The 26,451-nt window shown below is 51.8% G+C and carries 30 protein-coding genes and 1 riboswitch; of the genes, 21 read left to right on the top strand and 9 right to left on the bottom strand.

Annotation, left to right across the window (positions count from 1 at the left end; genetic code table 11):
- Nucleotides 1-18: 18 nt before the first annotated feature.
- The 7 genes from ugpE to IR195_RS01190 all read left to right on the top strand — a co-directional run bounded on the left by ugpE (nt 19) and on the right by IR195_RS01190 (nt 5,280).
- Nucleotides 19-861 (top strand): sn-glycerol-3-phosphate ABC transporter permease UgpE, encoded by an 843-nt coding sequence (gene ugpE, locus IR195_RS01220; RefSeq protein WP_206048542.1) that lies wholly within the window; start codon nt 19-21, stop codon nt 859-861.
- Nucleotide 862: 1 nt separating this feature from the next.
- Complete coding sequence (locus tag IR195_RS01215) at nt 863-1,915, top strand: sn-glycerol-3-phosphate import ATP-binding protein UgpC (protein WP_125745019.1); 1,053 nt, start codon at nt 863-865, stop codon at nt 1,913-1,915.
- Nucleotides 1,916-2,057: 142 nt separating this feature from the next.
- Complete coding sequence (locus IR195_RS01210; protein ID WP_193085211.1) at nt 2,058-3,284, top strand: RNA polymerase sigma factor; 1,227 nt, start codon at nt 2,058-2,060, stop codon at nt 3,282-3,284.
- Nucleotides 3,285-3,381: 97 nt separating this feature from the next.
- The gene (locus tag IR195_RS01205; RefSeq protein ID WP_206048541.1) at nt 3,382-4,227 is read left to right on the top strand and encodes a YciI family protein; all 846 of its coding nucleotides are present in this window, start codon (nt 3,382-3,384) and stop codon (nt 4,225-4,227) included.
- The gene (locus IR195_RS01200; RefSeq protein ID WP_206048540.1) at nt 4,224-4,601 is read left to right on the top strand and encodes a YciI family protein; all 378 of its coding nucleotides are present in this window, start codon (nt 4,224-4,226) and stop codon (nt 4,599-4,601) included. The genes IR195_RS01205 and IR195_RS01200 overlap by 4 nt, the downstream gene beginning before the upstream one ends.
- Nucleotides 4,598-4,966: a DUF1428 domain-containing protein gene (locus IR195_RS01195; protein WP_206048539.1), complete on the top strand. Its 369-nt coding sequence runs from the start codon at nt 4,598-4,600 to the stop codon at nt 4,964-4,966. Before IR195_RS01200 ends, IR195_RS01195 begins: the two co-directional genes overlap by 4 nt.
- Nucleotides 4,967-5,139: 173 nt before the next feature.
- A complete protein-coding gene (locus IR195_RS01190; protein WP_167457096.1) occupies nt 5,140-5,280 on the top strand; it encodes a hypothetical protein in 141 nt (46 codons plus the stop codon).
- A 142-nt stretch (nt 5,281-5,422) separates the two neighbouring features.
- Here the strand turns inward: IR195_RS01190 and IR195_RS01185 are convergent, their stop codons facing one another.
- Nucleotides 5,423-6,424 carry a porin gene (locus tag IR195_RS01185; RefSeq protein WP_125745009.1) on the bottom strand — a complete coding sequence of 334 codons (1,002 nt, stop codon included), beginning with the start codon at nt 6,422-6,424 and terminating at the stop codon, nt 5,423-5,425.
- Between the two features lie 494 nt (nt 6,425-6,918).
- On the opposite strand from IR195_RS01185, the gene IR195_RS01180 reads away from it, so the two are divergent.
- The 6 genes from IR195_RS01180 to IR195_RS01155 all read left to right on the top strand — a co-directional run bounded on the left by IR195_RS01180 (nt 6,919) and on the right by IR195_RS01155 (nt 11,465).
- The gene (locus IR195_RS01180) at nt 6,919-8,130 is read left to right on the top strand and encodes a glycosyltransferase family 4 protein (RefSeq protein ID WP_146942996.1); all 1,212 of its coding nucleotides are present in this window, start codon (nt 6,919-6,921) and stop codon (nt 8,128-8,130) included.
- Nucleotides 8,093-8,632, top strand: coding sequence for a phosphatase PAP2 family protein (locus IR195_RS01175; protein WP_206048538.1), 540 nt, complete (start codon nt 8,093-8,095; stop codon nt 8,630-8,632). The genes IR195_RS01180 and IR195_RS01175 overlap by 38 nt, the downstream gene beginning before the upstream one ends.
- Before the next feature lie 959 nt (nt 8,633-9,591).
- Nucleotides 9,592-9,726 (top strand): entericidin A/B family lipoprotein, encoded by a 135-nt coding sequence (locus IR195_RS01170; protein ID WP_125745002.1) that lies wholly within the window; start codon nt 9,592-9,594, stop codon nt 9,724-9,726.
- Between the two features lie 5 nt (nt 9,727-9,731).
- Nucleotides 9,732-10,244 (top strand): YqiA/YcfP family alpha/beta fold hydrolase, encoded by a 513-nt coding sequence (locus IR195_RS01165; protein WP_125753391.1) that lies wholly within the window; start codon nt 9,732-9,734, stop codon nt 10,242-10,244.
- 180 nt (nt 10,245-10,424) lie between these two features.
- A complete protein-coding gene (locus IR195_RS01160; RefSeq protein ID WP_125745000.1) occupies nt 10,425-10,601 on the top strand; it encodes a DUF6435 family protein in 177 nt (58 codons plus the stop codon).
- A gap of 12 nt (nt 10,602-10,613) precedes the next feature.
- On the top strand, nt 10,614-11,465 hold the full coding sequence (locus IR195_RS01155; protein WP_125744998.1) for a ChaN family lipoprotein: 852 nt from the start codon (nt 10,614-10,616) through the stop codon (nt 11,463-11,465).
- Between the two features lie 94 nt (nt 11,466-11,559).
- Here IR195_RS01155 and glnG read toward each other — a convergent pair whose 3' ends face one another.
- The 3 genes from glnG to glnA form a co-directional block, all read right to left on the bottom strand.
- The gene (gene glnG / locus IR195_RS01150) at nt 11,560-12,990 is read right to left on the bottom strand and encodes a nitrogen regulation protein NR(I) (protein ID WP_125744996.1); all 1,431 of its coding nucleotides are present in this window, start codon (nt 12,988-12,990) and stop codon (nt 11,560-11,562) included.
- Nucleotides 12,987-14,045, bottom strand: coding sequence for a nitrogen regulation protein NR(II) (gene glnL, locus IR195_RS01145; protein WP_125744994.1), 1,059 nt, complete (start codon nt 14,043-14,045; stop codon nt 12,987-12,989). Before glnL ends, glnG begins: the two co-directional genes overlap by 4 nt.
- Nucleotides 14,046-14,435: 390 nt before the next feature.
- Nucleotides 14,436-15,842 carry a glutamate--ammonia ligase gene (gene glnA / locus IR195_RS01140; protein WP_125744992.1) on the bottom strand — a complete coding sequence of 469 codons (1,407 nt, stop codon included), beginning with the start codon at nt 15,840-15,842 and terminating at the stop codon, nt 14,436-14,438.
- A gap of 441 nt (nt 15,843-16,283) precedes the next feature.
- On the opposite strand from glnA, the gene IR195_RS01135 reads away from it, so the two are divergent.
- Together IR195_RS01135 and IR195_RS01130 are read left to right on the top strand one after the other, a co-directional pair.
- Nucleotides 16,284-16,937, top strand: coding sequence for a hypothetical protein (locus IR195_RS01135; RefSeq protein ID WP_241006778.1), 654 nt, complete (start codon nt 16,284-16,286; stop codon nt 16,935-16,937).
- Nucleotides 16,938-17,301: 364 nt separating this feature from the next.
- On the top strand, nt 17,302-17,604 hold the full coding sequence (locus tag IR195_RS01130) for a hypothetical protein (RefSeq protein ID WP_125744988.1): 303 nt from the start codon (nt 17,302-17,304) through the stop codon (nt 17,602-17,604).
- Between the two features lie 99 nt (nt 17,605-17,703).
- On the opposite strand, the gene IR195_RS01125 is transcribed toward IR195_RS01130, so the two are convergent.
- The 3 genes from IR195_RS01125 to IR195_RS20590 all read right to left on the bottom strand — a co-directional run bounded on the left by IR195_RS01125 (nt 17,704) and on the right by IR195_RS20590 (nt 20,588).
- On the bottom strand, nt 17,704-18,510 hold the full coding sequence (locus IR195_RS01125; protein ID WP_206048537.1) for a mechanosensitive ion channel family protein: 807 nt from the start codon (nt 18,508-18,510) through the stop codon (nt 17,704-17,706).
- Nucleotides 18,511-19,283: 773 nt separating this feature from the next.
- Nucleotides 19,284-20,366, bottom strand: coding sequence for a type I restriction endonuclease (locus tag IR195_RS01120; RefSeq protein WP_206048536.1), 1,083 nt, complete (start codon nt 20,364-20,366; stop codon nt 19,284-19,286).
- Between the two features lie 63 nt (nt 20,367-20,429).
- Nucleotides 20,430-20,588, bottom strand: a complete 159-nt coding sequence (locus tag IR195_RS20590; RefSeq protein WP_164517050.1) for a S24 family peptidase — start codon at nt 20,586-20,588, stop codon at nt 20,430-20,432.
- Nucleotides 20,589-20,652: 64 nt separating this feature from the next.
- Here IR195_RS20590 and IR195_RS01110 point away from each other — a divergent pair, with 64 nt between their 5' ends.
- The 5 genes from IR195_RS01110 (at nt 20,653) to IR195_RS01090 (ending at nt 24,778) form a co-directional block, all read left to right on the top strand.
- Nucleotides 20,653-20,793 carry a hypothetical protein gene (locus IR195_RS01110; RefSeq protein ID WP_206048535.1) on the top strand — a complete coding sequence of 47 codons (141 nt, stop codon included), beginning with the start codon at nt 20,653-20,655 and terminating at the stop codon, nt 20,791-20,793.
- Nucleotides 20,794-21,246: 453 nt separating this feature from the next.
- Complete coding sequence (locus IR195_RS01105; RefSeq protein ID WP_125744982.1) at nt 21,247-21,981, top strand: metal ABC transporter ATP-binding protein; 735 nt, start codon at nt 21,247-21,249, stop codon at nt 21,979-21,981.
- Nucleotides 21,965-22,855, top strand: a complete 891-nt coding sequence (locus IR195_RS01100; protein WP_083000483.1) for a metal ABC transporter permease — start codon at nt 21,965-21,967, stop codon at nt 22,853-22,855. Before IR195_RS01105 ends, IR195_RS01100 begins: the two co-directional genes overlap by 17 nt.
- 28 nt (nt 22,856-22,883) lie before the next feature.
- Complete coding sequence (locus tag IR195_RS01095; RefSeq protein ID WP_206048534.1) at nt 22,884-23,963, top strand: metal ABC transporter solute-binding protein, Zn/Mn family; 1,080 nt, start codon at nt 22,884-22,886, stop codon at nt 23,961-23,963.
- Nucleotides 23,964-24,085: 122 nt separating this feature from the next.
- A complete protein-coding gene (locus IR195_RS01090; RefSeq protein WP_125744972.1) occupies nt 24,086-24,778 on the top strand; it encodes a cupin domain-containing protein in 693 nt (230 codons plus the stop codon).
- 9 nt (nt 24,779-24,787) lie between these two features.
- On the opposite strand, the gene IR195_RS01085 is transcribed toward IR195_RS01090, so the two are convergent.
- Together IR195_RS01085 and gloA are read right to left on the bottom strand one after the other, a co-directional pair.
- The gene (locus IR195_RS01085; protein ID WP_125744970.1) at nt 24,788-25,153 is read right to left on the bottom strand and encodes a DUF6164 family protein; all 366 of its coding nucleotides are present in this window, start codon (nt 25,151-25,153) and stop codon (nt 24,788-24,790) included.
- A gap of 1 nt (nt 25,154) precedes the next feature.
- Entirely contained in the window at nt 25,155-25,688 is a 534-nt protein-coding gene (gene gloA / locus IR195_RS01080; protein ID WP_206048533.1) for a lactoylglutathione lyase, read from the bottom strand.
- 245 nt (nt 25,689-25,933) lie between these two features.
- On the opposite strand from gloA, the gene IR195_RS01075 reads away from it, so the two are divergent.
- Nucleotides 25,934-26,278: a hypothetical protein gene (locus tag IR195_RS01075; RefSeq protein WP_125744966.1), complete on the top strand. Its 345-nt coding sequence runs from the start codon at nt 25,934-25,936 to the stop codon at nt 26,276-26,278.
- A gap of 54 nt (nt 26,279-26,332) precedes the next feature.
- A riboswitch (TPP riboswitch) is annotated at nt 26,333-26,428 on the top strand.
- Nucleotides 26,429-26,451 lie beyond the last annotated feature (23 nt).

The following is a 26,451-nucleotide window of genomic DNA, read 5'->3' as shown; positions in this document are numbered from 1 at the left end:
GCCTTTGGGAGAACGTTAATGGTTGAAAACCGCCCTTGGGCAAACCTAATTGCCCACGTTATTTTGATCTCTGGTGTCGCGCTGGTGGTTTTTCCGGTGTATGTCGCTATTGTTGCCTCTACCCACTCCCTGTCGGGTTTGCTACAGGGCACGTTGCCGCTGCTGCCCGGCGGTCACGGAATCGAAAACTATACGCGGATGTGGCAGTCGGGCGTCTCTAATGCCGGTGCGCCGCCCGCCGCTCTGATGCTCTGGAACAGTTTTGTAATGGCCATAGCGATCACGGTAGGTAAGCTGTCTATTTCGCTGCTTTCCGCCTTTGCCATCGTCTACTTCCGCTTCCGCTTTCGGATGTTCTTTTTCTGGGTGATCTTTGTCACCTTGATGCTCCCAGTGGAGGTACGCATTATTCCGACGTTTCAAGTCGTTGCGGATCTCAACATGCTCAATAGCTTTGCCGGGCTGTCGATTCCGCTGATTGCCTCGGCTACCGCAACGTTCCTGTTCCGCCAGTTCTTTATGACCATTCCCGAAGAAATGCTCGAAGCCGCTCGCGTCGACGGCGCCGGGCCACTGAAGTTTTTTAAAGACATCTTGATGCCGCTGTCAGTGACCAATATCGCTGCGCTGTTTGTGATCATGTTTATCTACGGTTGGAACCAGTATCTCTGGCCGCTACTAATCACCACCGACCCTGACTACTACACCATTGTGATGGGTATCCAGCGCATGACTTCGGAAGAGAATCCCCAGTGGCAACTGGTCATGGCTGCCGTGGTAATGGCCGCCCTGCCGCCGGTACTGGTGATTCTGTTTATGCAACGCCTATTTGTGAAAGGCCTGACCGAGACGGAGAAATAAGATGGCCAGTATTACCTTGGAAGGGCTGAAGAAAACCTATACCGGCGATGTTCACGCCGTCAAAGGCATCGACTTACAGATTGAAGATGGCGAATTTGTAGTACTCGTCGGGCCATCCGGTTGTGGCAAATCGACCCTGCTACGCATGGTCGCGGGGCTTGAAACCATTACCGAAGGCACGCTCAAAATCGGCGACCGGGTAGTCAATAAGTTAGAGCCCGCTGAGCGCGATATCGCCATGGTGTTCCAAAACTACGCGCTTTATCCGCACATGACCGTCTACAACAACCTCGCTTATGGCTTAAAGAACCGCGGTTTCAAAAAAGATGACATCGATAAACGCGTGCGCTTAGCGGCCAAGATGCTGGAGATTGAAGACTTCCTGGAGCGCAAACCGCGCAAGCTTTCCGGCGGCCAGCGCCAGCGGGTAGCCATGGGCCGAGCGCTGGTGCGCGAGCCTTCAGCCTTCTTGTTTGATGAACCGCTTTCCAACCTGGATGCCAAGCTGCGCGTGCAAATGCGGGTGGAGATTAAACAGCTACAGCGTCGCCTAAAAACCACCAGCCTGTATGTCACCCACGATCAGCTGGAAGCCATGACCCTGGGCGACCGTTTGGTCGTGCTAAATGCCGGGCAAATTGAGCAGGTTGGCACCCCGATGGAGATCTACGCCCGCCCGGCCACCATGTTCGTTGCGGAATTTATTGGCTCTCCGGCAATGAACATGTTGCCGCTGGATTATCTGCGTACTCAAAACAGCAGCATGCTGGAACACCTCCCCGAAGGCACCGATACCCTCGGCATTCGCCCAGATGACATGCACCTCACCGCGCCCGATGCGCCACACCTAGCCATCGACGCAACACTCATGCTCTTTGAGGCGGCAGGTGCGGAAAGCCATCTGTACGTTAATCTCGCCGACAGCGAGCAACCCACGGTGATTCGCACCGCGGGCCAGCCAGCCGTTCGTGAAGGTGAAGCACTACGTTTCTACGTGCCCCGCGATGCTCTTCATCCTTTTAACAGCACCACTCAAAAGCGCACCGATGGTTGACAGCGCGACTTAAGAAAAATTTGCATAAGAAAAGCACATCATCGGAGACTTCATGCGCTACGTTTGAGCTAATAACAATAACTCGCTGCTCAGCTATTTTTGCCGGTAGTAGCGTATGGATCTCTATGATGAATACTGGTCTATGAAGACAGAATGTAATGACCTCGACAGCTTATACCGCGATCATTCCCGGCGCGTACAGGCGACTCTGATTCGCTTGCTAGGGGATTTTGAGCTTGCCGAAGAAGCAATGCAGGATGCGTTTGTGGCAGCGGTTCAGCAATGGCCAATTAACGGTTCACCCGACAACCCTCAAGCCTGGTTAATTCGTACCGGCTACCACTGTGGGGTTAATCAAATTCGCCAACGCAGCACGGCACGCCGCCGAGCTCATTTGCTGTTACCCGCCGAAGAGACACTGGATCTAGAACCAGCGACGATTCAAGACGATGCACTGCGCCTGTTGTTCACCTGTTGTCACCCAAGCCTGAGCATGGAAGCCCGCGTGGCATTAACCCTGCGGGAAATGTGCGGCCTCACTACCGAACAGGTGGCGAGTGCGTTACTTATGAAACCCACTACGCTGGCGCAACGCATCGTACGCGCTAAACGCAAAATTCGCGATGCCCGCATCCCCTACGCAGTACCTGACAGCGAAGCACTTCCCGAACGCTTGCCGGATGTACTCCAGGTGATCTATTTAGTGTTCAACGAAGGCTACTCACGCAGCATGGGCAGCCAGGTCGTTGATGTTAGCTTGACGAAGGTAGCCATGCGCCTCGGTGAGGCGTTAGCAAGGCTGCTACCCAGTGGCGAGGTGTTCGGGTTGATGGCACTGATGCGGCTTAATGATGCTCGTCGCGATGCACGCCAAGACAGCGCGGGTGACTTAGTCACCCTGGACGAACAAAACAGAGATTTGTGGCACCAAGAGGATATTAATAGTGGTATCGAATGGCTTGAGCAGGCACTAGCGCTCACTCCAACCGGCTACTACACCCTACAGGCATCAATTGCCGCGGAACACTCACAGGCTAGCAGCGCCGAACAGACCGACTGGGGAAGAATCGTGCGGCTCTACAATGCGCTATGCCGCCACAATGCCTCGCCCATTCTGGCACTCAATCGTGCAGTGGCCATCGCCATGAATGGCGCGCTGGCAACCGGCTTGCAGCTTCTCGATGAGTTAGTCCATCACCCACAAATGAGCCGCTACCACTTATTATACGCGGCACAAGCGGATTTACTGCGCCGCCAAGGCCAATATGATGCAGCGCGCAGTGCCTATCAGCAGGCGCTCGTGCTGGCGACGCTTGATCCAGAGAAGCGCTTTTTGCGCAGGCGGCTGTCTGAGCTAAAACAGCATTGATAAAAAACGTGATAAAAAAATAGTCCGACCATGTCGATTTCCGCTCGCCCCAAACGATTAGTAAGAGTACCCCCTCGGATCATCCAGGAGACTCTCAATGAAATTCATGCTAATTCGCCGTGCCGATACCAATACCGAAAACGGCGTTATGCCCTCCCAAGAACTGCTTGCCGACATGGCCGCTTATAACCAGCGTTTAACTGAGGCTGGTGTATTTTTAGGCGGTGATGGCTTACGTCCAACCAGCGATGGCTGCCTGATCCGCTTCGATAAGGGTACTCCCAGCGTTATCCCAGGACCTTTTTCGCCCCCCAGTGAGCGCATTGCTGGCTACAGCGTACTAGAAGCGCCAACGCTGGAAGAGGCCATTCATTGGGCTCAGCAGTGGCCCACCCAAGATGCCGATGGCAACGTGACACTTGAGCTGCGGCGCTACTTCTCGCTGGAGGATTTTGAGCCCGGTGCCGGCATTGAGCAGCACCGTAACCTTGCTCGTGTGCCGGATGCCATGAACGTGCATGTCGCTTTTCCCGGCACCTGCCGTGAAGCCATGCAGTTCTATGCCGATGTCACTGGTGGCCAGTTGGAATGCCTTCTGACTTACGCTGAAACACCCGCCGCTGAACACATGCCCCCCGCCCTTCACGACCGCATCATCCATGCCTCGCTGAACCTACGTGGGCGCCGCTTGATGGGTGCCGATATGGCGGCTGACTGTTATACACCGCCACAAGGGGTAGAGGTTCAACTGGAGTATCGGGATATCGAGCAGGCCGCACACACTTTTGCTCAGCTAGCGGAGGGCGGAAAGATTGTCATGCCTTTCGAAGCCACCTTCTGGTCGCCTGGGTTCGGTATGGTAACCGACCGCTTTGGCGTCGGCTGGATGGTTAACGTTTCGTCAGAAAACTGCCCCTTGGCCACCGAAGGAGACGCTCCATGAAGTACGTTGCGCTAGTGTATTACCAAGAGCAAATCATCAATGCCATGAGCGAACAGGAGTGGCACGATCTCAACCAGGAGTGTATTGCAGGGGTCGAGCGCCTGAGCGCCAGCGGCAACTACCTCGCCGGGCAGCCGTTACAGCCAACGGAAACCGCAACCACTGTGCGCGTGCGTGATGGCGAGACACTGATCTCCGATGGCCCCTTTGCCGAAACCAAAGAGCAACTGGCTGGTTTCTACCTACTAGAAGCTCACGATTTGAATGAGGCGCTGCAATTGGCGAGCCGCATCCCGCCAGCTCGGCTTGGCAGCATTGAAGTACGCCCCGCCCGAGAACTGCCACCCAAAGCAACCCCAGGAGATACCGCATGAAGACTAACGCCACACCCTATGTCGATGGCTTCATCGCTGCGGTGCCGACCGCGAATAAATCTCAGTATATTGAGCACGCCCGTGCCGCCGCAGAAGTGTTCAAAGAGTTTGGCGCACTACGGGTGGTCGAGTGCTGGGAAGACGATGTTCCTGAAGGCGAAGTCACCTCGTTCTCCCTGGCGGTTAAGCGAAAAGATGGCGAAAGTATGGTTTTTTCATGGATAGAGTGGCCTTCCAAAGCGATACGCGATGTCGCTATGCCAAAAGTCATGGAAGATCCACGCTTACAAAGCGACGTTAACCCCATGCCATTTGACGGCAAGCGCCTTATTTATGGAGGCTTTGAAAGCATCATGGCTATGTGAGTACGCCGAGCCGTTTCAATCCATAGAAACGGCTCGCAAGCCCTTCCGCTTGGTTAGTGACTTCCCCTAGCGCACCCCCATAGTGACTAAAGCGTATCTTAATGGCTCCTTTCATATTGATGTCATCGTTCATCGTTAGCGTGCTAGAAAGGCCTGACAATGTGGTGATATCAATGACAAACCAACCGCGCAAACCACTCAGCGACGAAGAAATCGCCTACTTAGAGGAGCTGGCTAACGGCAACGCATTAGCCAAGCAGCGCCGCCGCGAGAAAAAGCGCCAAACGCCAGCGACAAAGAAGCCCTTAGACTAACCACACATTACCAAGGCGTATGCCTTACCAGGAATGTTGGTTATTTTAATAAAACGCATAACGCAAAAAGCCGATGTGCTTTTAGCACATCGGCAAAACGATCTTAATAAGTGACTAAAGCGCTAAGGAAGCTATTTATCATTTAGAAGTGGTAGCGGGCACCCACTGCATAATAAAGATCATCTTCGAAGTTATCATTGGCATCTTTATTAGCGTCATTTAGCTCAACAAACACATCAAAATTGTTAGAAACATCGTAATGCGCCGCAGCTGCCCAAGCGTCACGATCCTTATCAGCATTCTCTAGGTCAATGTTGTAATAATCGAGATAGAAGGTCCAAGCGCCGGTAGCAAAGCTACCACCTAGGCCTACTGTGTCGAAACCGCCTCCACGCTTATCGTTATCACCACGGGTTTCATAACCTAAACGCGCAGAGAAAGCGTCATTGATCTCGTACTCGGCCGTGGTACCAAAACGTGTTTCACCATTGCCACCGCCACGTACGGAATCTTCTACATAGCCAAGCGCGAAACGTAAGGGGCCAGTCGAGTAAACGACACCACCCTGGGTGGCGATAACGCTACCTTCGTTAGACTGCTGCGCTTCTGTGAGACCACGCTCAGAAAAATGTTTTGCGGAGAAAACAGCCTGGAAACCATTGATTTCAGGCGTTTTATAGCCCAGAGAGTCGCCACGCGCCTGAAGACCACCGCCGGCAAATTCATAGCCACGCTCTACATAAACATCGAACGGTGTCATCACGTAGTTATCGTAGTAACTGTTATAGTTACCCGCCATGAAGGTACCGTACTGCTTGCTTTCAAGACCCAGATAGCTATTACGCACCTCGTCAAAGCCCGGGCGGCTGCGTTCATCCCCAGTAAAACGCCACTCTACCCGTGCAAACGCGCGCAGGTCTGCGTTGATTTGATGGCCTGCCGTAAAGCGCAAACGAGAACCGAAATTACGGAACTCTTCTCCATTATCAACGCCATTTTTTTCGCCACCGCCTTCAAAACCCATGGCGATGCGGCCGTAGATATCTAGCGTCGTGCCGTCTTGGTCATAAACCACTGCCGCTTGAGCCGCAGAGGCACCCAACAAACCACTAATAGCTAGAGCAAGTGTCGCCTTTTTAAACATGATTGATCCCATTAAAGTAGTTAGCGCTTGTTACCAGCACTTTTAGTTGCAAGAAAATTCAGACACTGAAGTCTTCTAACTTAATTTCTACTTAACCCAAAACGCGTCAGAAAAGGGTCATCATAAAAATCGAAAAATTATGTTTAAGCTGTCTACTGAGCTTTTAATTGTGCATTGCGAAGGCACAATCGAGGATATGTTTACCTCGTCGTCAGTCACCTTAAAACCGATATATGTCATTCTTCTTAAAGTTTTATTTTTTTAGCGTTTTTTTGACAACCATAAAAGTGCAACCTGACCGACATCTTGATCTGCTAAGGCATCACTATTCACTAGGGGGCTTCACCATTCACTAGAGAGCTTCACCATTAAAAATGGCGGCCTGTCATCCTATGTTCACTAGGCTGTCTTGGCAGTGTCACTGTCACTACGCATAGTCAATGAAACAGTGCATACAATAGTGAGTAAAAACGTGATAAAGGGATGGATCGCCCATGCGACTCTGTATCGTTAGCGAAACATGGTCACCAGAAATAAATGGTGTTGCGCATACCTTAAATAGGCTATGTCGTGAACTCACTCGGTTGGGGGTAACAGTGGATGTTATTCGCCCTAAACCAAGCATGGCTGCCAGTGCCGTCAATGCTGCTCAAGGGCTTTCTCAGGAGCCGTATCAAGAACCATATCAAAAACCATCCCAAGAGCTTCAGGTTCGGCGATTAGCGCTGCCTGGGTATAACGCTGTGCAGATTGGCCTTGCCAGACCGTCCACACTGCGCCGTTTCTGGCAGAAGCAGCGCCCCGACTCTATTTATCTAGCAACCCAAGGCCCTCTCGGCTGGGCAGCTCGGCAGGCTGCACGCCAACTGAACATACCTCTAGTGGCTGGCTGGCATACGAATTTCGATCACTACTGCCATGACTATGGGGTGCCGTGGCTAGCGGCCGCCACGCGTCGATATTTACGCTACTTCCATAACGGCTGCGACCTTACCCTTGTGCCTACGCAGCAACAGGCGGATGCTCTGCGCGCTCAGGATATCCGCGGTGTAAAGGTGCTCTCACGCGGCATTGATGGCGATATATTTTCCCCAGCCCACCGCGACAACACCCTACGCGCACAGTGGGGAGTCAGCGAACATCAACCTGTCGCGCTGCATGTGGGCCGCTTAGCCCCGGAAAAAAACCTCGCATTGCTGCAAGAAACGTTGCAGGCCATGAGTGACGTGCGCCCCGATATGGCACACGTCATTGTTGGCGATGGTCCAGGCCGCGCTCAGTTACAGAAAGCGCTACCTGATGCTCACTTCACCGGTTTTATAAATAAACAGGCACTAGCACGCCACTATGCCAGTGCCGATATTTTTATTTTCCCTTCTCAGTCAGAAACATGGGGAAATGTGGTGACTGAGGCCATGGCTAGCGGGCTGGCCGTCGTGGCCTATCATCACGCTGCCAGCGCTGAGCTGATTCAAAGCAGGCACAACGGCATCACCGTGCCCCCTGGCGATACGCTTGCCTTTCAACAGGCTGCCGTCGCGTTATGCCAGCACCCTGCCGACTACGCCCGCCTAGGTAGAACCGCACGCCTACGTGCACTAGAGCAAAGCTGGCCGGGAATCGCAGAGCAGTTCTTACGCTATTTACAAAATGCCCAGGAGACTCACCATGCGTCCGCGTCCGCTTGTCGTATTCGATCGTCTTGATGTCTTTGAATGGCAGCTTTGCCAACGGGTAACACAGCTAACGCTTTATCGCCCCTGGCGGCTAACGCTGCAGACGGCAAGCAAGCTGGGAGACTGGCCTGTCTGGGTCTTATTAATTGCAGCACAGCCCTGGTTACAGCCTAACGGCGTTTGGCGAATCATGCAGTACAGCGTCATCGCACTGTTCGCAGTCGCTATTTATAAGCTGGTAAAAACGCGGCTCTGTCGCGAACGCCCGTTTATCACTTACCTAGGTGGCGTCCACTGCGGCGAACCTGCCCGAGACAAATACAGCTTCCCCAGCGGCCACACCATGCATGCGGTGATGTTCAGCGTATTGGTGGCCGCCCATACCCCCTGGTTGCTACCTATTGTGATCCCCCTTAGTTTACTGATTGCCATTTCGCGGGTGGGGCTTGGGCTGCACTATGTCAGTGATGTCATTGCCGGCGCAGCCATGGGCTATGGTTTTGCGCTACTGAGCCTTTACTGGATGGGGTAACTCGGTCACCGGTTACTCAACGGCGTATCAATAAAAGCAAAAAGCCACCAACGTAGACGCAGGTGGCTTTTGGTGTGATCAATTAATGGCCTATCGTTTTAATTATCTACATATCGGGAGGCATATCGTCACGGTCCTCTATTGTGGTCATAAATGATGTTTTGAACATCATGTAAAGACCGACTCCCGAAAACCCTAGAAACAGCACAAACATGCATACCATCAATACCATCGCCATAGCGCTTGTCCCTGGAAGTGTGCGGCTGCTACGTTGACGTCTTCTAACCGCTAAATTTTGGTTTACACCAGAGGATAGACCAAAATGTCACACTTATTGATACAAAAGTTGTTCAAAAAGTCTTTACAAGTTAAATATCCAGAAGAATCAAAGTGTTAAAAAAAATTAAATAACGCAAAAAAACCACCTCGCTCTCACGAGATGGTGATTTTGCATCGATGCTATTCCCTGGCAGTGATGATCAGCGTTTCCTTACGCTGATAAGGGTGAGCAGGCTAAATGTCCTTTCACGTCCTTTTGCTAATATGGCTCCATGCCTTCCCTAATTACCTATTAGCCTGCTCACGCTTTTTTTACCCATAATGGCTAACTATCAATGGTGGCTGACGCTACTGCGAAGCGCTTTTGGCGGTTAGTCCTCAGCTAAAAGTTTGAGTAACAAGCTTACGACTGTAGTCAGGTTGTTGCAGACAATAGGCCAAATGCCATTTTAAACAAAAAAACATATAAATAACAAACACTTGAAATATTTTACCAGCACCTAACCTAGCACGAAACGCAGCGATTTTATGGTTAAAACTGACACATGCGACAAAATCGCACGGCCAGCCAGCACGCAAACGACGGGAAATTGATGGCATCAGCTGCCCGCAGCGATTATTTTTAATAACAGCGTACCTAAAACCGCTCTACAAGCACTCAGCTAATGAGGATTCTTTCGATGAAGCGTGCAATAGCGATCAGTGTATTGATGATGGTGACACTTCTACTGATTAGTGGCTGCAACACCATTCGCGGCGCAGGCGAAGATATTGAACGAGGCGGCGAAGCTATTCAGCGCTCCGCAGGTAGCTAATGACCATGGTGACGATTTACCTTTCACACGGCCTGGAAAGCGGGCCTGGTGCCCTGAAAGTACAAGCGCTAAAAGGGGTTGCTGAGAAATTTGAGAACTGCGAACCGGTCGTCATGGACTACCGTGGCTTAAAAGAGCCGCAGAAGCGTTTAGAGCATTTACTTAGCGTGATTGATCAGCGAAACGACACGCTGGCTAACTGTGTTTTAGCGGGTTCCAGTCTCGGCGGGTGGTTAAGTGCAGCGGTGAGTGCCCAGGAACCCGTGCTCGGTTGCTTTTTATTAGCCCCCGCGCTTGGTTTGCCAGACTACCCGCAAACCTCACTCACACTGCAAGCACAGCACACGCATATCATTCATGGCTGGCGAGACGATGTCGTACCGCCAGGCCCCGTCATTGAGCATGCCCGCTGTCAGCGACTTTCACTACGCATGATTGACGATGACCATCGCCTGCAGAACAGTCTCGATACCATACTTGCCGATTTCGAGCGGTTTTTAGCGCTGTGTCTTCAATAGCGATTTCTTTAAAAACTATCTCTTTAAAAACCATGCCTTTGAAAATAACGCTCTTAAAGCCGCGCTATTTAGCTCAACATGGAGCGCAAACGTACTTTGGCTAACGAAGTGTTACAACAAATAGTCGACATACGCCAAACAAAGCTATACAAGTAATGTACAAACTACAGAGGAATGCTCATGTTTGGTCTATTCAAACGCGATCCTAAGAAAAAACTCCAGCAAGATTACGAGCGTAAATTACAGGCCGCAATGCAAGCTTCGCGTAATGGTGACATGAGAGCTAACGCCACATTGACGGAAGAAGCAGAAGCTATTCTGACTGAGATCAATCGCCTTAAAGCAGAAGCACGCTAGGACTCTATGCTCATGCGCCATCCTTTCATTGCTGCCATGGCTCTAAGCTGGCTACCTTTAGCGGCTCATGCTAGTAGTTGCCCTCTTCCTGGCCAGTGGTGGCAATCGCAACATGTTGTTGCTAATAGCGCTATTTTAGCCCAAGCGGTACAGCATCAGGTCGTCCTATTGGGCGAGCAGCATGATGCCATTGACCACCACCGCTGGCAGTTACATACCCTCGCGGGGCTTTACGCGCTGCGTGACGATATGGTCATTGGGCTAGAAATGCTGCCCCGGGAAGCGCAACCCGTGCTTGATAACTGGGTTGCGGGCTTGTTATCCGAAGAAGAGCTGCTGGAGCAGTCCCGCTGGGGGGAGCACTGGGGGTTCGATGCTGACCTTTACTTACCCATTCTCCATTTCGCGCGTGTTCAACGGATTCCCTTGGTCGCCCTAAACATTACGCCCGAACTGCGTCAGCGCTTAGCTCGTGACGGCTTCAGCAGTGTGCCTATCGACCAGCGACACTATATACCTGCACCGTTACCGCCAAGCGCTGGCTATGAAATGCGCTTAAAAGACGTATTTGACCAGCATGCAATGGGTGACGACGACCCCGCGATGATGAAGCGCTTTTTACAGGCCCAACTTAGCTGGGATGTCGCGATGGCCGAAGGGCTGGCTGACGCCGCCTTAGAGGGTAAATTGGCCGTTGGCTTAATGGGTTTAGGCCATGTAATTTACCAAGATGGTGTGCCCCACCAACTTGATGGGCTGGGGGTAGATCACACCTTCAGCTTACTCCCCTGGTCAACAGAAACCTGTGAGCCACCCGATCCTGCATTAGCAGACGCTGTATTTGTACTGCCAGCGGCAGAGTAACCGCTGACAGGTTGGTTGCGAATAGGTTGGTTGAGAATAGATTGGTTGCGAATAGATTGGCCACTAACAGGCTGTTTGTTAAATGAAGGGGCGGTTAGGCATCATCTGCCAGCGCAGGCAGCAGCGTTTTTAATTTACGGGTCAGTGTATTGCGCCCCCAGCCGAGTAATTCGGCGGCTTCTCCTTTGCGCCCGCCGGTATGTTTTAGCGCCGTTTCAATCAGAATGCGCTCAAAATCCGGCACGGCTTCTTCCAACAGGTGGGTGTGGCCTTCCGCCAACGCGTGGTCAGCCCAGTCCCTGAACGCGGAACGCCAATCGCCATAAACACTGCCTTCCGAAGCGCTGAGCGAGCGCAATTCTGGGGGCAAGTCCTCAATGAGAATTTCGCGGCCAGAGGCCATTACCGTTAGCCAACGACAAATATTTTCTAATTGACGCACATTGCCCGGCCACGGCAAGCGGGTAAGATGCGCTTCCGCTTCGGGCGTTAACACCTTGATATCGGTGGCCAGCTCTTTGGCTGCTTCCGCTAAGAAATGGCGGGTTAAACGCGGAATATCTTCCCGACGTTCGGCAAGCCGCGGCAGATGAACGCGAATCACGTTTAAGCGGTGGAACAAGTCTTCCCGAAACCGCCCATCGTCAACTAACGATTCCAGATTCTGATGGGTAGCGGCAATAATACGCACATCGACTTTTACAGGCGTATGGCCGCCCACGCGATAGAATTCACCATCGGCTAACACACGCAGCAAGCGCGTTTGAGTTTCAGCGGGCATGTCACCAATTTCATCGAGAAACAGCGTTCCACCGTTAGCCTGTTCAAAGCGGCCTTGGCGCTGTTGCGCTGCCCCGGTAAACGCGCCCTTCTCATGGCCGAATAGTTCAGACTCAATCAAGTCGCGGGGAATTGCCGCCATGTTCAGCGCAATAAACGGCTTGCCTGCGCGTGGGCTATGTTGGTGCAGCGCCTGAGCAACACGCTCTTTACCGGTGCCAGACTCACCGTTAATTAACACCGTGATGTGGGAGTGGGAAAGCCGCCCAATGGCGCGAAACACTTCCTGCATAGCAGGCGCTTCACCAATAATCTCAGCACTTAACCCTTCCGGCACGCTGACCGGGCGTTGGCGCTCTCTTGCATGAGCGACCGCACGGCGCACCAGCGCCAGCGCTTCGTCCACATCAAAGGGTTTAGGCAGATACTCAAAGGCGCCCCCTTGGTAAGATGCCACGGCACTGTCGAGGTCCGAATGCGCGGTCATCACAATCACCGGCAGGTCAGGGTGTGCGTCACGCACCCGGGACATTAAATCCAGCCCATCAATGCCGGGCATTCGAATGTCAGTTACCAGCACATCCGGTGGATTTTCTAACAATCGCTCCAACGCGGTATCGGCGCGTTCAATACACTCGATATCCAGATCTGGCTGCGCTAAGGCCCGCTCTAATACCCAACGGATGGCGCGGTCATCATCGACAATAACCACTCGTGCCACATCGGTTTGTGTCGCCTCAGTCATGACGCTTCTCCGGTGAAATTAACAACCAATGGAATCAGTAAACGAAATTCGGTATGTCCAGGGCGTGAGTCGCATTCGATCAATCCTTGATGTTGGTGCAAAATCGATTGAGCAATTGATAGCCCAAGGCCGCTACCTTCTGCGCGCCCAGAAACCATGGGATAGAAAAGCGTTTCACGTAACGTTTCAGGTATGCCGGGGCCATTATCAATAACCCCCACTTCACTAACTAAACGATGGCGTTCAGCGCCCAGCGTAAATTGGCGCCGGGCGCGGGTGCGCAACGTAAGCTCCGGTGAGGGCGTTGCTGCATCACTCATGGCCTGTACCGCGTTACGTGCCACATTCAGCACCGCTTGGATCATCTGAGACTCATCACCAGAAAGATCCGGTAAACTCGGGTCATAATCACGACGGATTTCAACATGCGGATGCTCGGCAATCAGCAGGGCTCGCACCCGCTCTAACACTTTATGGATATTGACCGGCTCATGTTTGACGATGCGATTGGGGCCCAACATGGAGTCGACCAAATCTCGCAGCCGGTCCACCTCTTCCACAATAATATGGGTGAATTCACGTAGTGCAGGATCGTCCAGATCGCGCTCCAATAACTGGGCAGCACCGCGAATCCCGCCTAAGGGGTTTTTAACTTCATGAGCCAAGCCCCGCGCCAACACTTTGATTGTCTCTTGCCGAGTGGTCAGCGCTTCTTCCCGGGAAATCTGCATCAGCCGATCACGGGGCTCTACTTCAAGTAACAATTCATCGGCTGAAAGCGGGGTCACGGTGTAGTCCACCGTTAATGGCTCGCTGTTTTGCGGCGTAATACGTGCTTCGCGTTGGGTATAGGGATGAAAGGCATCTCGCGCTTTAGCGAGGACATCATCAATACTCTCATCGCCCCCTAACAGCGTGTCTAAACTAATGCCCTGCACACGGCTAAAACTCACCGCTAGCAACGCTTCCGCTGCCGGGTTCATCCAACGAACACGGAGTTCACCATCTAGCAGTAAGACTGCAGTGGTGAGGTGTTCAAGTAAGCGCTGGTACATGGCGTATCCTGAAGCGTCGCTGTAAAAAATAGCGTTAATCGAGCGTATAAAAGAGAAACTGCAAAAAGCGCGCCAATTGACCGTTTGCACGGCTAATGAGCAGGAGACAGGGGCGTAGCGAGCTGTTATGGCACAGCCCGTGCTGTCAGCCGCCTACCTATTGCACCATTATAGTGCACGCGACCCATCAACAATAAAAATAATCACCCCATCAGTGCGGCACTGCAGACAACACTTTCCCCGCCAACAGGCCTCTTCGACTCACTATTCTGTGGTATAAAAAAACCTGTGGTATAAAAAAACCTGTGGTATAAAAAAACCCCGCCGAAGCGGGGTTTTAGGCCAATCACACCCTGGGGTGGTACTAGCAGATACGTTTAGCTATCGCTCTTAACAGCTGTAGTACATATCGAACTCAATCGGGTGAGTGGTCATGCGAATGCGCTCCACTTCTTCCATCTTGAGGTCGATGTATGCATCGATCATGTCATCAGTAAACACGCCGCCTTCGGTCAAGAACGCACGGTCTGCGTCGAGCGCTTCCAATGCTTGGTCCAGGCTGTTAGCAACGGTCGGTACTGACTTACCTTCTTCTGGCGGCAGGTCGTACAAGTTTTTATCCATGGCATCGCCAGGATGGATCTTGTTCTTAATACCGTCGATACCCGCCATCAGCAGCGCCGCGAACGACAGGTAGGGGTTGGCGGTCGGGTCAGGGAAACGTGTTTCAACACGCTTACCTTTCGGGCTAGCGGTGTATGGGATACGGATAGACGCAGAACGGTTGCGAGCGCTGTAAGCCAACATCACCGGCGCTTCAAAGCCAGGCACCAAACGCTTGTACGAGTTAGTAGAGGCGTTCGTGAAGGCGTTCAGAGCACGGGCGTGCTTGATCACACCGCCAATGTAGTAAAGCGCCATTTCGGAAAGCCCAGCGTACTCATCACCCGCGAACTGATTCTGACCATCTTTCCAGAACGACTGGTGTACGTGCATACCAGACCCGTTGTCACCAACAAGCGGCTTCGGCATGAACGTCGCGGTTTTGCCGTAAGCGTGGGCCACGTTGTGGATCACGTATTTCATTTCCTGAACTTCGTCAGCTTTCTTCACCAGCGTGTTGAATTTAACGCCGATTTCGTTCTGACCCGCGTTAGCAACCTCGTGGTGGTGAACCTCAACGGTCTGGCCAATCGCTTCCAGGGTGTTACACATTGCACCACGGATGTCATGGAAACTATCAACCGGGGGAACCGGGAAGTAGCCGCCTTTAACGCGCGGACGGTGCCCTAAGTTACCGCCTTCCACCTGATTACTGGTCGCCCAAGCGCCTTCATCAGAGGTAATTTTGTACATGGAACCCTGAATATCGGATTTCCAATGAACTTCGTCGAAAATGAAGAACTCAGGCTCAGGGCCAAAGAAGGCGGTGTCGCCCAGGCCGGTGGACTGCAGGTAAGCTTCTGCGCGCTTGGCAATAGAACGCGGGTCACGGTCATAGCCCTGCATAGTGGCAGGCTCAATGATATCGCAACGCAGGATCAGGGTAGCGTCTTCGGTGAAGGGGTCGAGGAAACCAGTACCATCTTCAGGGCGAAGAATCATGTCGGATTCGTTGATGCCTTTCCAGCCCTCGATAGAGGAACCATCGAACATCTGACCATTTTCGAAAAACTCTTCGTCCACGTCCCGTGCCGGTACGGTGACGTGCTGCTCTTTACCGCGCGTGTCGGTGAAACGCAGATCTACCCATTTAACATCATGCTCTTCGATTAGCGCGAGAGTCTTGGCTGACATAGTGTCCTCCGGTAGGAACGTGGCTTAAGCTTGTGACAGTAAGCTACCGATTAAAGAGTTATTAAACAAACCGGCTATCGTTGTAGCACGCCGAGAGGCATCTGCCTACGACCCGCTAGCCGCTGGCTAACACTAAGCACAGAGCATGCCAACCCTGCACCAACATAGCATACATTAACCCTAAGGTCTTATTTTTAAAAGACTAAAAAATAAGGCATCGTGCTTCTTCATGTAGCATAACACTGCCTACAATAACGAGCTCGGCCTAAAATAGTCATTTAACTCAGAAAAACGCACCAATAAAGAACAAACAGAGACTGGAAGGCACCAATGTGGTGCACGCCAAACATCGACTATTTTCCTCATCACTTTAAACTTTAGCTTGATACCAAAAGAAACTCACGCCTACAATTGATTACAAACAGATAGATTTAATAACAAATGGTTTTCACAACACAGGAAGCCACTCGCATGGGCACGGTCTGCTTTATTGTTGATGCGTCGGTCACAGGTGCCCTTTTACCACGTCACCTGCGCACTATTCGCCAAACAGGCTTTGCAGACCACACACTTCCCATTATCGTGACCAGCGCCACTCCCGACCCACGCATGCAGGACATTGAGCAACGTTACCATGCTCACTTCCTTGTCACCCCTTCCCAGCCATTAGGCGCAAGGATCAATCATGCAGCGTATCTCAGCCAAGCGGACTGGTTGCTAATTGCAATGCAACAACAGACGCCGGTAGCCAAATTATGGTGTTTACTTTACCCCCAGCTAGACACGTACACGCTGGATGCTTTTTTGATTGGCAGCGAGCCACCCCGCTTATCCGAACGCTTACTCCAATGCTTTTTAGGCGCAAGCGTCGCTATTCCTCCCTACATAGCCATCAGGCGCACGTGGTTCGAGCGCTTGGGAGGCTTAGACCCAGAGTTAGATGAAGCAGCGCTAGCTGATTTACTTCAGCGCCTTTATGCATGCCCTACCCGTTTACAAACCTTCAGCATAGACGCATCAGGGGTTACACGCGGCTCGCTATCAAGGAGTAACAAACCCTACCGACCTCCTCCCAGCTCGCATACGGATACTTAACATCACTTATAGCTTAGGACTTCCTGCTGGATAGACGCTCAAATGTTTACCAATGAGCACTCCCATCGCTGTCATAGTGTTAACCATATTATTCACCACGAATAAGCCAATACCATTGGCAAGAATCGGTTAATGCACTAACCAAGCTATAAACAGCACAAAGAAAGGCACTACCTAGACTGCTTTTAAACACAAGCTCTTTTAAGGACAAGTTCTTCGGAACACCAGACTAATCAACCAGCGAATGCGCGTACAACGGGCCTAAACACCTTAATGCCTCAGCAGTCATTGGCTCTATCGCACCAACGCACACTACACTTAAACATCACGCTACCTAATACCGCTCAACAAAAGGACACTGACAATGCACCAGCATATCGAATGGGATGAACCTGGCAGTGCAAGCGTTGTAGAGTTTTTTAAAAATGACCCCGACCACAATCCGCCCTACCCAGGCGCCATGCTCTCCGCCCGTTATCTAGGCCGCATTGTGCGGGTAAAAGTAGAAGCCTATCGTGATGAAGATGCCGTCAGCATCGGCACCGTTGCCGCTATTCTTGACCGTCACGGGCACCACCACGATTCCCACCACGAACTTAACGTAGGCGACATCGTCCGGCTTCCCGATGACAAACGCGCGATGGAACACTGGGACGAGGACGATTAAGAGTAACCGTCATCAAAAACGACAAAAGCAAGGCGCGCCCCTTTAAAGGGGCGCGCCTTTAAAGGGGCGCGCCTTGCCAAACCGAATCAACGGAAACATTTACCCCGCTTTCTGAATTTCCACCGAATGCGGATAAGGTATCGAAACACCTTGCTTATCAAAGGCTTCTTTGACGGCTTTCGTCATATCAAATTTCACATCCCAATAGTCCCCGGCATCGACCCAAAGCCGCACACTAAGATCCACACTACTGGCTCCCAGGTTAGTGACTTTTACCCAAGGTGCAGGATCACCATGGATACGGCTGTCAGCCTCCGCCAAGCCGCTGATGATCGCCATGGCCAGATCAGCATCATCGTCATAGCCAATCCCGAACACCAGATCGACACGGCGTGTCGAGTGATGAGAGAAGTTAGTGATGATAGCCCCCCAAGCCTGCCCATTAGGCACAATAATTTGCACGTTGTCAGGCGTCACTAATTCCGTCACAAACAGGTTGAGATCTTTTACCGTACCGGACGTGCCCCCAATATCCACAAACTGACCCAGTTTGTAAGGACGAAACACAATCAGCATAAACCCCGCCGCTAAATCACTCAGCGTGCCCTGCAACGCCAGGCCAATAGCCAGCGTGGCTGCGCCCAACACAGCAACTAGCGAAGTAGCCTGAATACCAAACAGACCCAGTACCGTAATAAATACAACCAGTAGAATGCCCCACTTCACCAAGGCTGCAAGGAAATTACCCAGAGTAGGGTCGATACGCGGTATCGCATTCACCCGCTTACGCACTAAGCTGCTGACGATCCCAGCAGCCATCCAGCCCACAATCAACACCAACAATGCTTTCACGGCATTGATAATCAAAGGAACGTAAGCTCCAAATTGCTCAAGAAAGTTTTCCACGACGTAATATCCTCTAGATGGCAGTTACCGAAACACACCCCAATCATTATGTTAAAGCAGTTTTATTTTTGAACACTCTCTTCCTCACCATATTTAACAATTAAAGCACCATTGTGTTGATGACGCCGAAACTGAGAGAGCATTCACACCGACTAAACACTGAACTGCCTGGGCGGCAACACCTAACCTACTAATTAATGAAGGTAATGCACATTTCGAGTAGCGCGGCGTAAGCGTTAGCGCACCCGCGAAAGGAACTTGGCAGGTGTATATTGGCGGTAAGCGCTTTGAAGTTGCGCTGCTCAATCTCGCAAAACAGTAGGACATGGACACTGTAATGAACCTGGCCAGATTGTTCTGTGATTACGGCATAAGTGTTGTGCAGGCTGATCGTGATCAGCCTGATCTTAATGTAGGCCATGGAATCACGGTGTGCTTACGACGGGGGAGTTAGGCGATGGTGTTCATGCCACACTGCCTTGGCGGCGATAGTGAACCGTTTCTTAAGGAATAAGCAGGTAGGTAGTGCAGAATTTGTACCACTCAGGCGAGCCGAGATGCGGGCTGGCGATGTGGCTATTTTCAGCGGTCGGATGCATGTACACCCGACAGGACATTGGTTTGCATTTGTTGACCCCAGTCTGAAGTGGTTACAGCTGACGTTTGCAGACGTCGCAAAACACAAGGTAAATATGCTTACCTTATGAGCCAATTTGTAAGCTTTATTTACTTTGCCAGGCGAAAACAAGCCGGCACAAGGCCGGCTTTAGGGATCATTCGTAGCTTTTTACAACGGCTATCAGAGCGTCTCTGTGATTGAAGATATCCGTCAGTGCGTTTAGATCGTGCTTAACTGATTCATTATCTTGACGAATTTCAATTCTTTTAAAGAATTTGGAATTGAAATGAAGGCGACAGATCGGCTTACGATTGTTGTCATCAAGCAGCACGGCGCAATACGACTTTGCATCTCGCATAAAAACCCTTTCAGGAGCTACTTCGCTGGCAACTATAGCCCGAACCATGTTGTAACCATCGATCTCCTCCTGAGTCGTGACTATCTCATCATCTGTATTTTGAGAAGGTTCTTCGGAGTCCATCTGAATGGACTGTAAGTTAACAGCACCTGACTCATCGCCACTTGTCGTAGCTAATGCCTGTTTAAGCCTTAGAGAAACCTGCTCTTTGATATGTTGAGCCATTGCATCGCGAATAATCGGTGTGAATTCATCAAGAACTTGCTGAGTCATCCGTCCATCAAAGAAATCTTGAGCGATGAATTTGATGAATTCGCGGGGCGGTTCTTTAAGCATCTTGCTAAATGATGCCATCGCAAGATTGGTGTATTTCAGCCGATTTGCGGTACTAAGAATGGTATCGACGTTAAAAACAGGCTTAGCAAATTTCTTCAGTTCTTCGATATCTCTTTCGTTATAGTCCGTCAGACGAAAGGTGAAAAATGGTCTGTTATCTAGCTTGTTTGTGTCATCAAGGTCTGAGTAAAAGCGGTACTCAATACCATTGGTTAAAATCGCAAACTTTGCTTCCGTGCAATTGAAATAGCGGTAGAGCTGGCTGAATTGTGCATCTGCAAGGTCTGTCGTACGGGGCTTACATTCGATGAGGATTGAAAGCACGCCATCATTTTTGATGGCGTAGTCGACCTTCTCGCCTTTCTTCAAGCCAACGTCAGCCGTAAATTCAGGCAGTACCTCGGTCGGATTGAAAACGTCATACCCTAAGCTTTGTATAAATGGCATAACCATCGCATTTTTCGTCGCTTCTTCATTGACAATGTGGTCAAGCTGCTCTTTGGCACGGCTCGCCAGTGTTGCGATTTTTTGTGCTATCTCCATGTTCCCTGCCTTTTTAGTTGGTTTGCTACATCCTCCCAAATGCCCAACGCCCTAAAAAAGAGCTCAAATTTGGAAGCTATTTGTTTCGTCCATTTCGTAGCTGGGATACAGCGTATTGTCAGATATAACTCTAATTCGGTTTCCAGGTAAATGCTGAAGACGCTTAACGTGTACTTGGCCGTCTAATTGAAAAAGAACCCCATCTAACCACTCTTTACCCAACCTCGCTATTGACCTTAGTCATACTTAGCCCACACCGATTCCACGCCAACGCCTTAGGCGCAGCGTGCTACGCTTCGCGTTACTTTTTGTATTTGGGGCGATTCGCTTGTTGCTTGTGTTGGCGGCTCCTGAGCTGGTGTTGCTCATGCTGTCTACGCAAACCCAGGTCTACCGTCTGCTGGCTGGGCGGCTTACGATGAACTGAAGATTGGGATGCAACCCAACCAGCTTCTAACGCGATTTGCTGTTTTCAAGCTGCTCGTTTCGCGGTTGAGCTTGTTACTTTGAACGGTGAGTACGCCCAGCTTGTCTCATCCCAGCAAGTTATTGCTGCTTGACGCTATTAGCTGTGTCGTAGTCGCTGTATGCCACGGTTGTATTAAAGCGGCGCGATTTAATATTGTCAGTGCAATAGGTTTGTCAGCACGCAAGGAGCGCGTAAAATATTGGCCTCTTTATTGGTTTCATCAGCTGTTATGTTATAACTTATTTATTGGTAGCGAGGACACTCAATGAGTGAGCATATGCATCGCCACAACAAGGAAGGTCCTTGTCATTTTTCGCTGATGTCGTTATCTGCCGCGAAGCGGTTGGGTCTAGTGGCGCTGCCGCTGCTGGGATTATGGGGTTTAGTCTTGTGGGCAAGCGGGTGGCCGCTATGAGTGAGCGTTCACTTTCACGCCTGCAACTACATGACTTGCACCTTGCCCAAGGCGGTCGCACGGTACTTGAGCATATCGATGGCGATATAAAACCCGGCGCCATTACCGCGCTCATCGGCGCTAATGGGGCGGGTAAAAGTACGTTGATCCAGGCGATTATGGGTGAACTGCGGCCTATTAGCGGCAAAGTGATTTGCACCGTTGATAAAGCACGCCGCGCATGGTTACCACAACAACTGGCGCTGGATCTTACCTTTCCGATGAGCGTGGAAGAGTTGGTGATGACCGGCAGTTGGCCAAGCCATGGGGCGCTGAAAGGCTACTGTGCGGCGCATTATCGCAAGGGACGCGACATCATGGCGCGCTTGGGCATTTCTCATTTGGCCCACCGCCCTTTGGGTGAGCTTTCCGGTGGCCAGCGCCAGCGGGCGTTGATTGGCCGTACGTTGATGCAGGAAGCGGAGCTTTTGTTACTGGATGAGCCGTTTGCCAACGTGGACAGCGATACGGTGGATATTTTGATTCGCATCTTGCGCCAAATGGCCGATGAAGGCGTGACCATCATTATTGTGCTGCACGACATGGATCACCTGAGCTGCCTAGCTGATGAGGTATTGATGCTAAATGGTGGCCATGGTCGCTGGATAGCGCCTAGCGCGCTTAACCACCAACATGCATCGGCCAAGGTCGTGCCGTTTGCTTTGGGAGGTCGTCATGCTGGCACTGCTTGATGCATGGTTTGTTGCGCCTTTCGATTATGGCTTTATGCGGCGTGCGGTCGTGGGTGGCTTGGCACTTTCGCTTGCTGCTCCTCCGCTGGGCGTGTTTTTGGTGCTACGGGGCATGAGCCTGATTGGCGATGCGATGGCTCACGCTATTTTGCCTGGAGTGGCGCTGGGCTTTTTACTCGCCGGGTTCTCTCTGCCGGTGATGAGTGCCGGTGGCGTTTTGTTCGGCGTAATGGTGGCGTTACTTGCCGGTGCCGTGTCGAAAATGGGCGGCCAGCGGGAAGATGCCGCCATGGCGAGTTTTTTTATTATCTCGCTGGCAGCCGGGGTATTGCTCATTTCTATGGGTGGCAGCAGCGTGGACTTAACCCATGTGCTGTTCGGCTCAATTTTGGCGATTAATTCCACAGCACTTCTGCTCATTGCCTCTATCAGCACGCTGATTGTGGTTATTCTGGCGATCATTTTCCGCGCGTTGGTCGTGGAGTGTTTAGATCCGCTGTTTTTACGCGGGCAAAGCCGCCGTAGCAGCTGGGTACATAGCGTTTTTTTAGGGCTATTAGTGCTGAATTTAACCGCGGGCTTCCAAACCTTGGGCACGTTAATGGCGGTGGGCTTAATGATGCTGCCTGCCACAGCAGCACGGTTTTGGAGTAAGCGGCTGGAAGGCTTGATAGGTATTGCCGTGGTATTGGCCATGATCGCCAGTACCGGCGGGCTGTTGATTTCATTTCATCTTGATACCCCGTCAGGGCCGAGCATTATTTTGCTGGCTGGGGTGGGCTATCTACTGTCGGCACTGTTCGGCCGCTATCACAGCTTAGCCGCTAAGCTGCGGCGTAAGACAACGCCGCTGGCGCTTGAACAGTCGTCATAACTCTTTGTTATTTTTGAAGGAGCGCTGTATGTCGCTTTTCTCTTCATCGCGCTGGTGGGTGGGTGTTTCGGCCATGCTGGCGTTGCCTGCGGCAATGGCTGACGACCGTGTTCAGGTGGTTACCAGCTTCTCTATCTTGGCCGACATGGTCGAAAACGTCGGCGGCGAGCATGTTGACGTGACGTCGCTTGTCGGCCCTGATGGCGATGCCCATGTTTATTCGCCAAGCCCTGGCGATGCCCGCGCGCTGGCCAGCGCAGATATGGTGGTCTTTAACGGACTGCTGTTTGAGGGCTGGATGGAGCGTTTGATTGAGTCGAGCGACTATACCGGTGCCCTGGTCACCGCAACCAACGGCATTCAACCCCGTGCTTTTGCCAAACACGATCATCAAGAACACAGTCATGACGATCATGGCCACGACGACCATGGCCACGACGACCATGGCCACGACGATCATGACCACGGACATGACGAGCACGATCACAGTGAACATGACCATGGTGATGACGACCCTCACGCTTGGCAGGATCTACAGCAGGCAAAGGTCTACGTTACCAATATTCGCGATGGCTTAATCGAAGCAGACAGCGCCAATGCTGAAAGTTATCAAGCGAATGCCGAGCGCTATTTAGCAGCAATAGACGAGGCTGATCGTGAGATTCGTGATTTGCTGAGCGATATTCCCGCTTCCGCCAGCGTGATTACCGGCCACGATTCGTTTGGTTATTTCTCACATGCTTATGGGGTGAACTTTCTTTCCCCTGTCGGCCTGTCTACCGAAGCTGACCCCAGCGGCGCCAGCATGGCCGCGCTGGTGGATGTCATCGAACAGGAAAACGTGCAGGCACTGTTCCACGAGAACATGACCAACCAAGCAATCATTAATCAGCTGGCCGAAGAAACTGGCCTGCCGATTGCTGGCACACTGTATGCCGATGCGCTGGCGAGTGAGGGTGAAGCCAACACTTACTTAGGCATGATGCGTCATAACGCGAACGTGCTGCACTCAGCATTAGCTGAACCGGGTCATGACAACCACGACCACGACCACGACCACGACCACGACCACGACCACGACCACGACCATCATGGTCATGATCATTAAGCCCAAAAGTTAACTATTGAATACCGCCGCCGGGCGGTATTTTTTTGCGTTGCATTTTGTCCCAGGGATGGGGAGACTTGCACTACTGCTGCAAATTTTCACCCTTGCAAAGAGCCAACACCATGCGCCTGAACGCCGATTTTAGCCACTTTGCCAGTGTCACGCCGGATCAGTACCGTTGGGTGGACTCCCCCAGCGCTGGTGTAAAGCGCATGATGCTAGACCGCATTGGCGACGAAGTCGCCAGAGCCACCAGCTTGGTACGCTACGCGCCCAACAGCCAGTTCAATCGCCATACTCATGGTGGTGGTGAAGAAATTTTAGTGCTGGAAGGTGTCTTTGCCGATGAGCATGGTCGCTACCCGGCAGGCAGCTACTTACGCAATCCGATTGGCACTGGCCATACCCCACAAATAGGCGAAGAAGGCGCACTTATTCTGGTGAAGTTACACCAGTTTGATGAAAACGATATTTTGCAACTGGCCGTGCCTGCCCATCGGCTTCCCTGGCAGCCCGACCGACGGCCAGGCATTACTTACAAAATGCTGCACACCTACAGTTCAGAACAGTATGGCCCAGAGCGGGTCAGCCTAGAGCGTTGGGAAGCCGATACACTGGTGTCTTATCCACCGCTTGCCGGTGGTTTAGAGCTGTTTGTACTGGAAGGCTCTCTGCTCTGTGATGGGCAGGAATACGCTACCGGTAGCTGGTGCCGCTACCCAGTAGGTGCGGCGCCTCAGTTACGCGCAGGTAATGAAGGCGTGCAGTTTTACCTAAAACGCGGGCATTTAGCTGCCGTCAATCTACCAAATTAATCTGCCAATTTAGCCCACTAGGCCAATAAACGGCAGCAACGTTAATAGGGCGATTAGCACCACCGCGGCCATTACCAATACGACTTGCACGGGGTGGGCAAGGAAGCGTCGCCATAGTGTTGGCGCACTGCCACTGGCAACTGCTTCTGCGTGCTCTCGGCGTGCGTTTGCTTGGCGCTTTTGCTGATACGCCGCCAATGCTGCTTCAGCGGCCTCACGCTGAGCGGTGTTACGCAGCCAAATGGCATCGACCCCCAGGCGAAAAAAGCCCGCCTGGGTTTCATACACATCAAAGCCCTGCTCATCGAGCAACTGGCGTACTTCCAACGCTTCTTCATCAGTCACGTGGCGTAGCCGAAACAGCAAGTGGGCCATATTAGTCGCCCACGGCTGCCATACGGTCTGCCTGAATCACTTCGATCCAGTAGCCATCTGCATCTTTGACAAAGATAACGTCTTTCATATTGCCTTGGTCCGCGCGCTTGATAAACGTTACTTCATGCTCATCAAACCAAGCTTGAGCAGCTTCTAAATCAGGCACACTAAAGCAGATATGACCGAAGCCTTGGGGCTCAGCGTTACCGTCGTGATAGGCAAAATCCTGCTGATCTTCGGTGCCCCAGTTATGTGTCAACTCCAGCAAGCCTTTCTGACTGAAGGTCCAGGCAGTACGTGCTTGAGCATCTTCTGGCACGCTATCACTGCTTTCGAGATTGGCGAGGAAGTAGAGCGAAAACTGCATCTCTTCGAAATCCAACCGGCGCAGTACCTGCATTCCAAATACCTTGGAGTAGAACGCTAGCGCGCGTTCGGGATCTTTCACCCGCAACATTGTGTGATTTAAGCGAAACCCTTGAGTTTGTGGCGCGACGGGCGCAATACCGGGATGTTGTTCGCCTTGAAAACTCATTTTGCTCTCCTGTTGCTAATACTGATCATTGAATCCATTGAGCCTCACTTACCGCTTACCATGAGGGCTTTAGCGCCATAATACCAGCCCTTACAAGCATGTAGGATTCGCTAGCGCAGTGTCGCAGTCAGCGCACTGGCAATGCTAAACAAAAATCCTACACTTATTATTCATAAGCTTTACAAAAAAGCAGGCTCTGCAACATAAGCGATGCCTCACCGTTGAGACGTCCATAGGAGTTTTCCATGACCGCGATTGATATGACCCTCGGCGCCCACCTAACCCTGAAGCAGTTAGCCCGCGCCATACACAATGGCTTTTCACCGATTGTGGAAGTCGAGTCGATGGATGGTATTTATAAGGTTCGCTTCCATCACGCTAACGGCGTCTCCGATTTAACCAATGCCGATGGCCATGTCAGTACTTTTTTGGGTACTGGTGAAATTCGCGACACCCTTGGCCAGCTGGGTCTTACGCATGGGGTGCTTACGTTTGCCGACCAGTGTGGCGATGAAATGATTGGTGTTGAGGGTAAAGCGATAACGCCTGATGAGATGCTCACCTACGGAACCCGCATCTCGTTTCGTTGATATACGCGCTTCGGTTGCTCAGGCTTTACAGATTGATCTAAGCCAAGGATAGTACCATCACGACAGGGGCGCCCTTGCTTAACGGGCTGAGAAGCACCCTTTGAACCTGAACCGGATAACACCGGCGTAGGGAGTCGTGGTGCAATTGCATCACCTCCCAGCCGGGAGGATAT

It is taken from the genome of Vreelandella venusta (genome assembly GCF_015689495.1).
Taxonomy (GTDB): Bacteria; Pseudomonadota; Gammaproteobacteria; order Pseudomonadales; family Halomonadaceae; genus Vreelandella; species Vreelandella venusta.
This window is presented reverse-complemented; position numbering and strand designations above follow the sequence as displayed.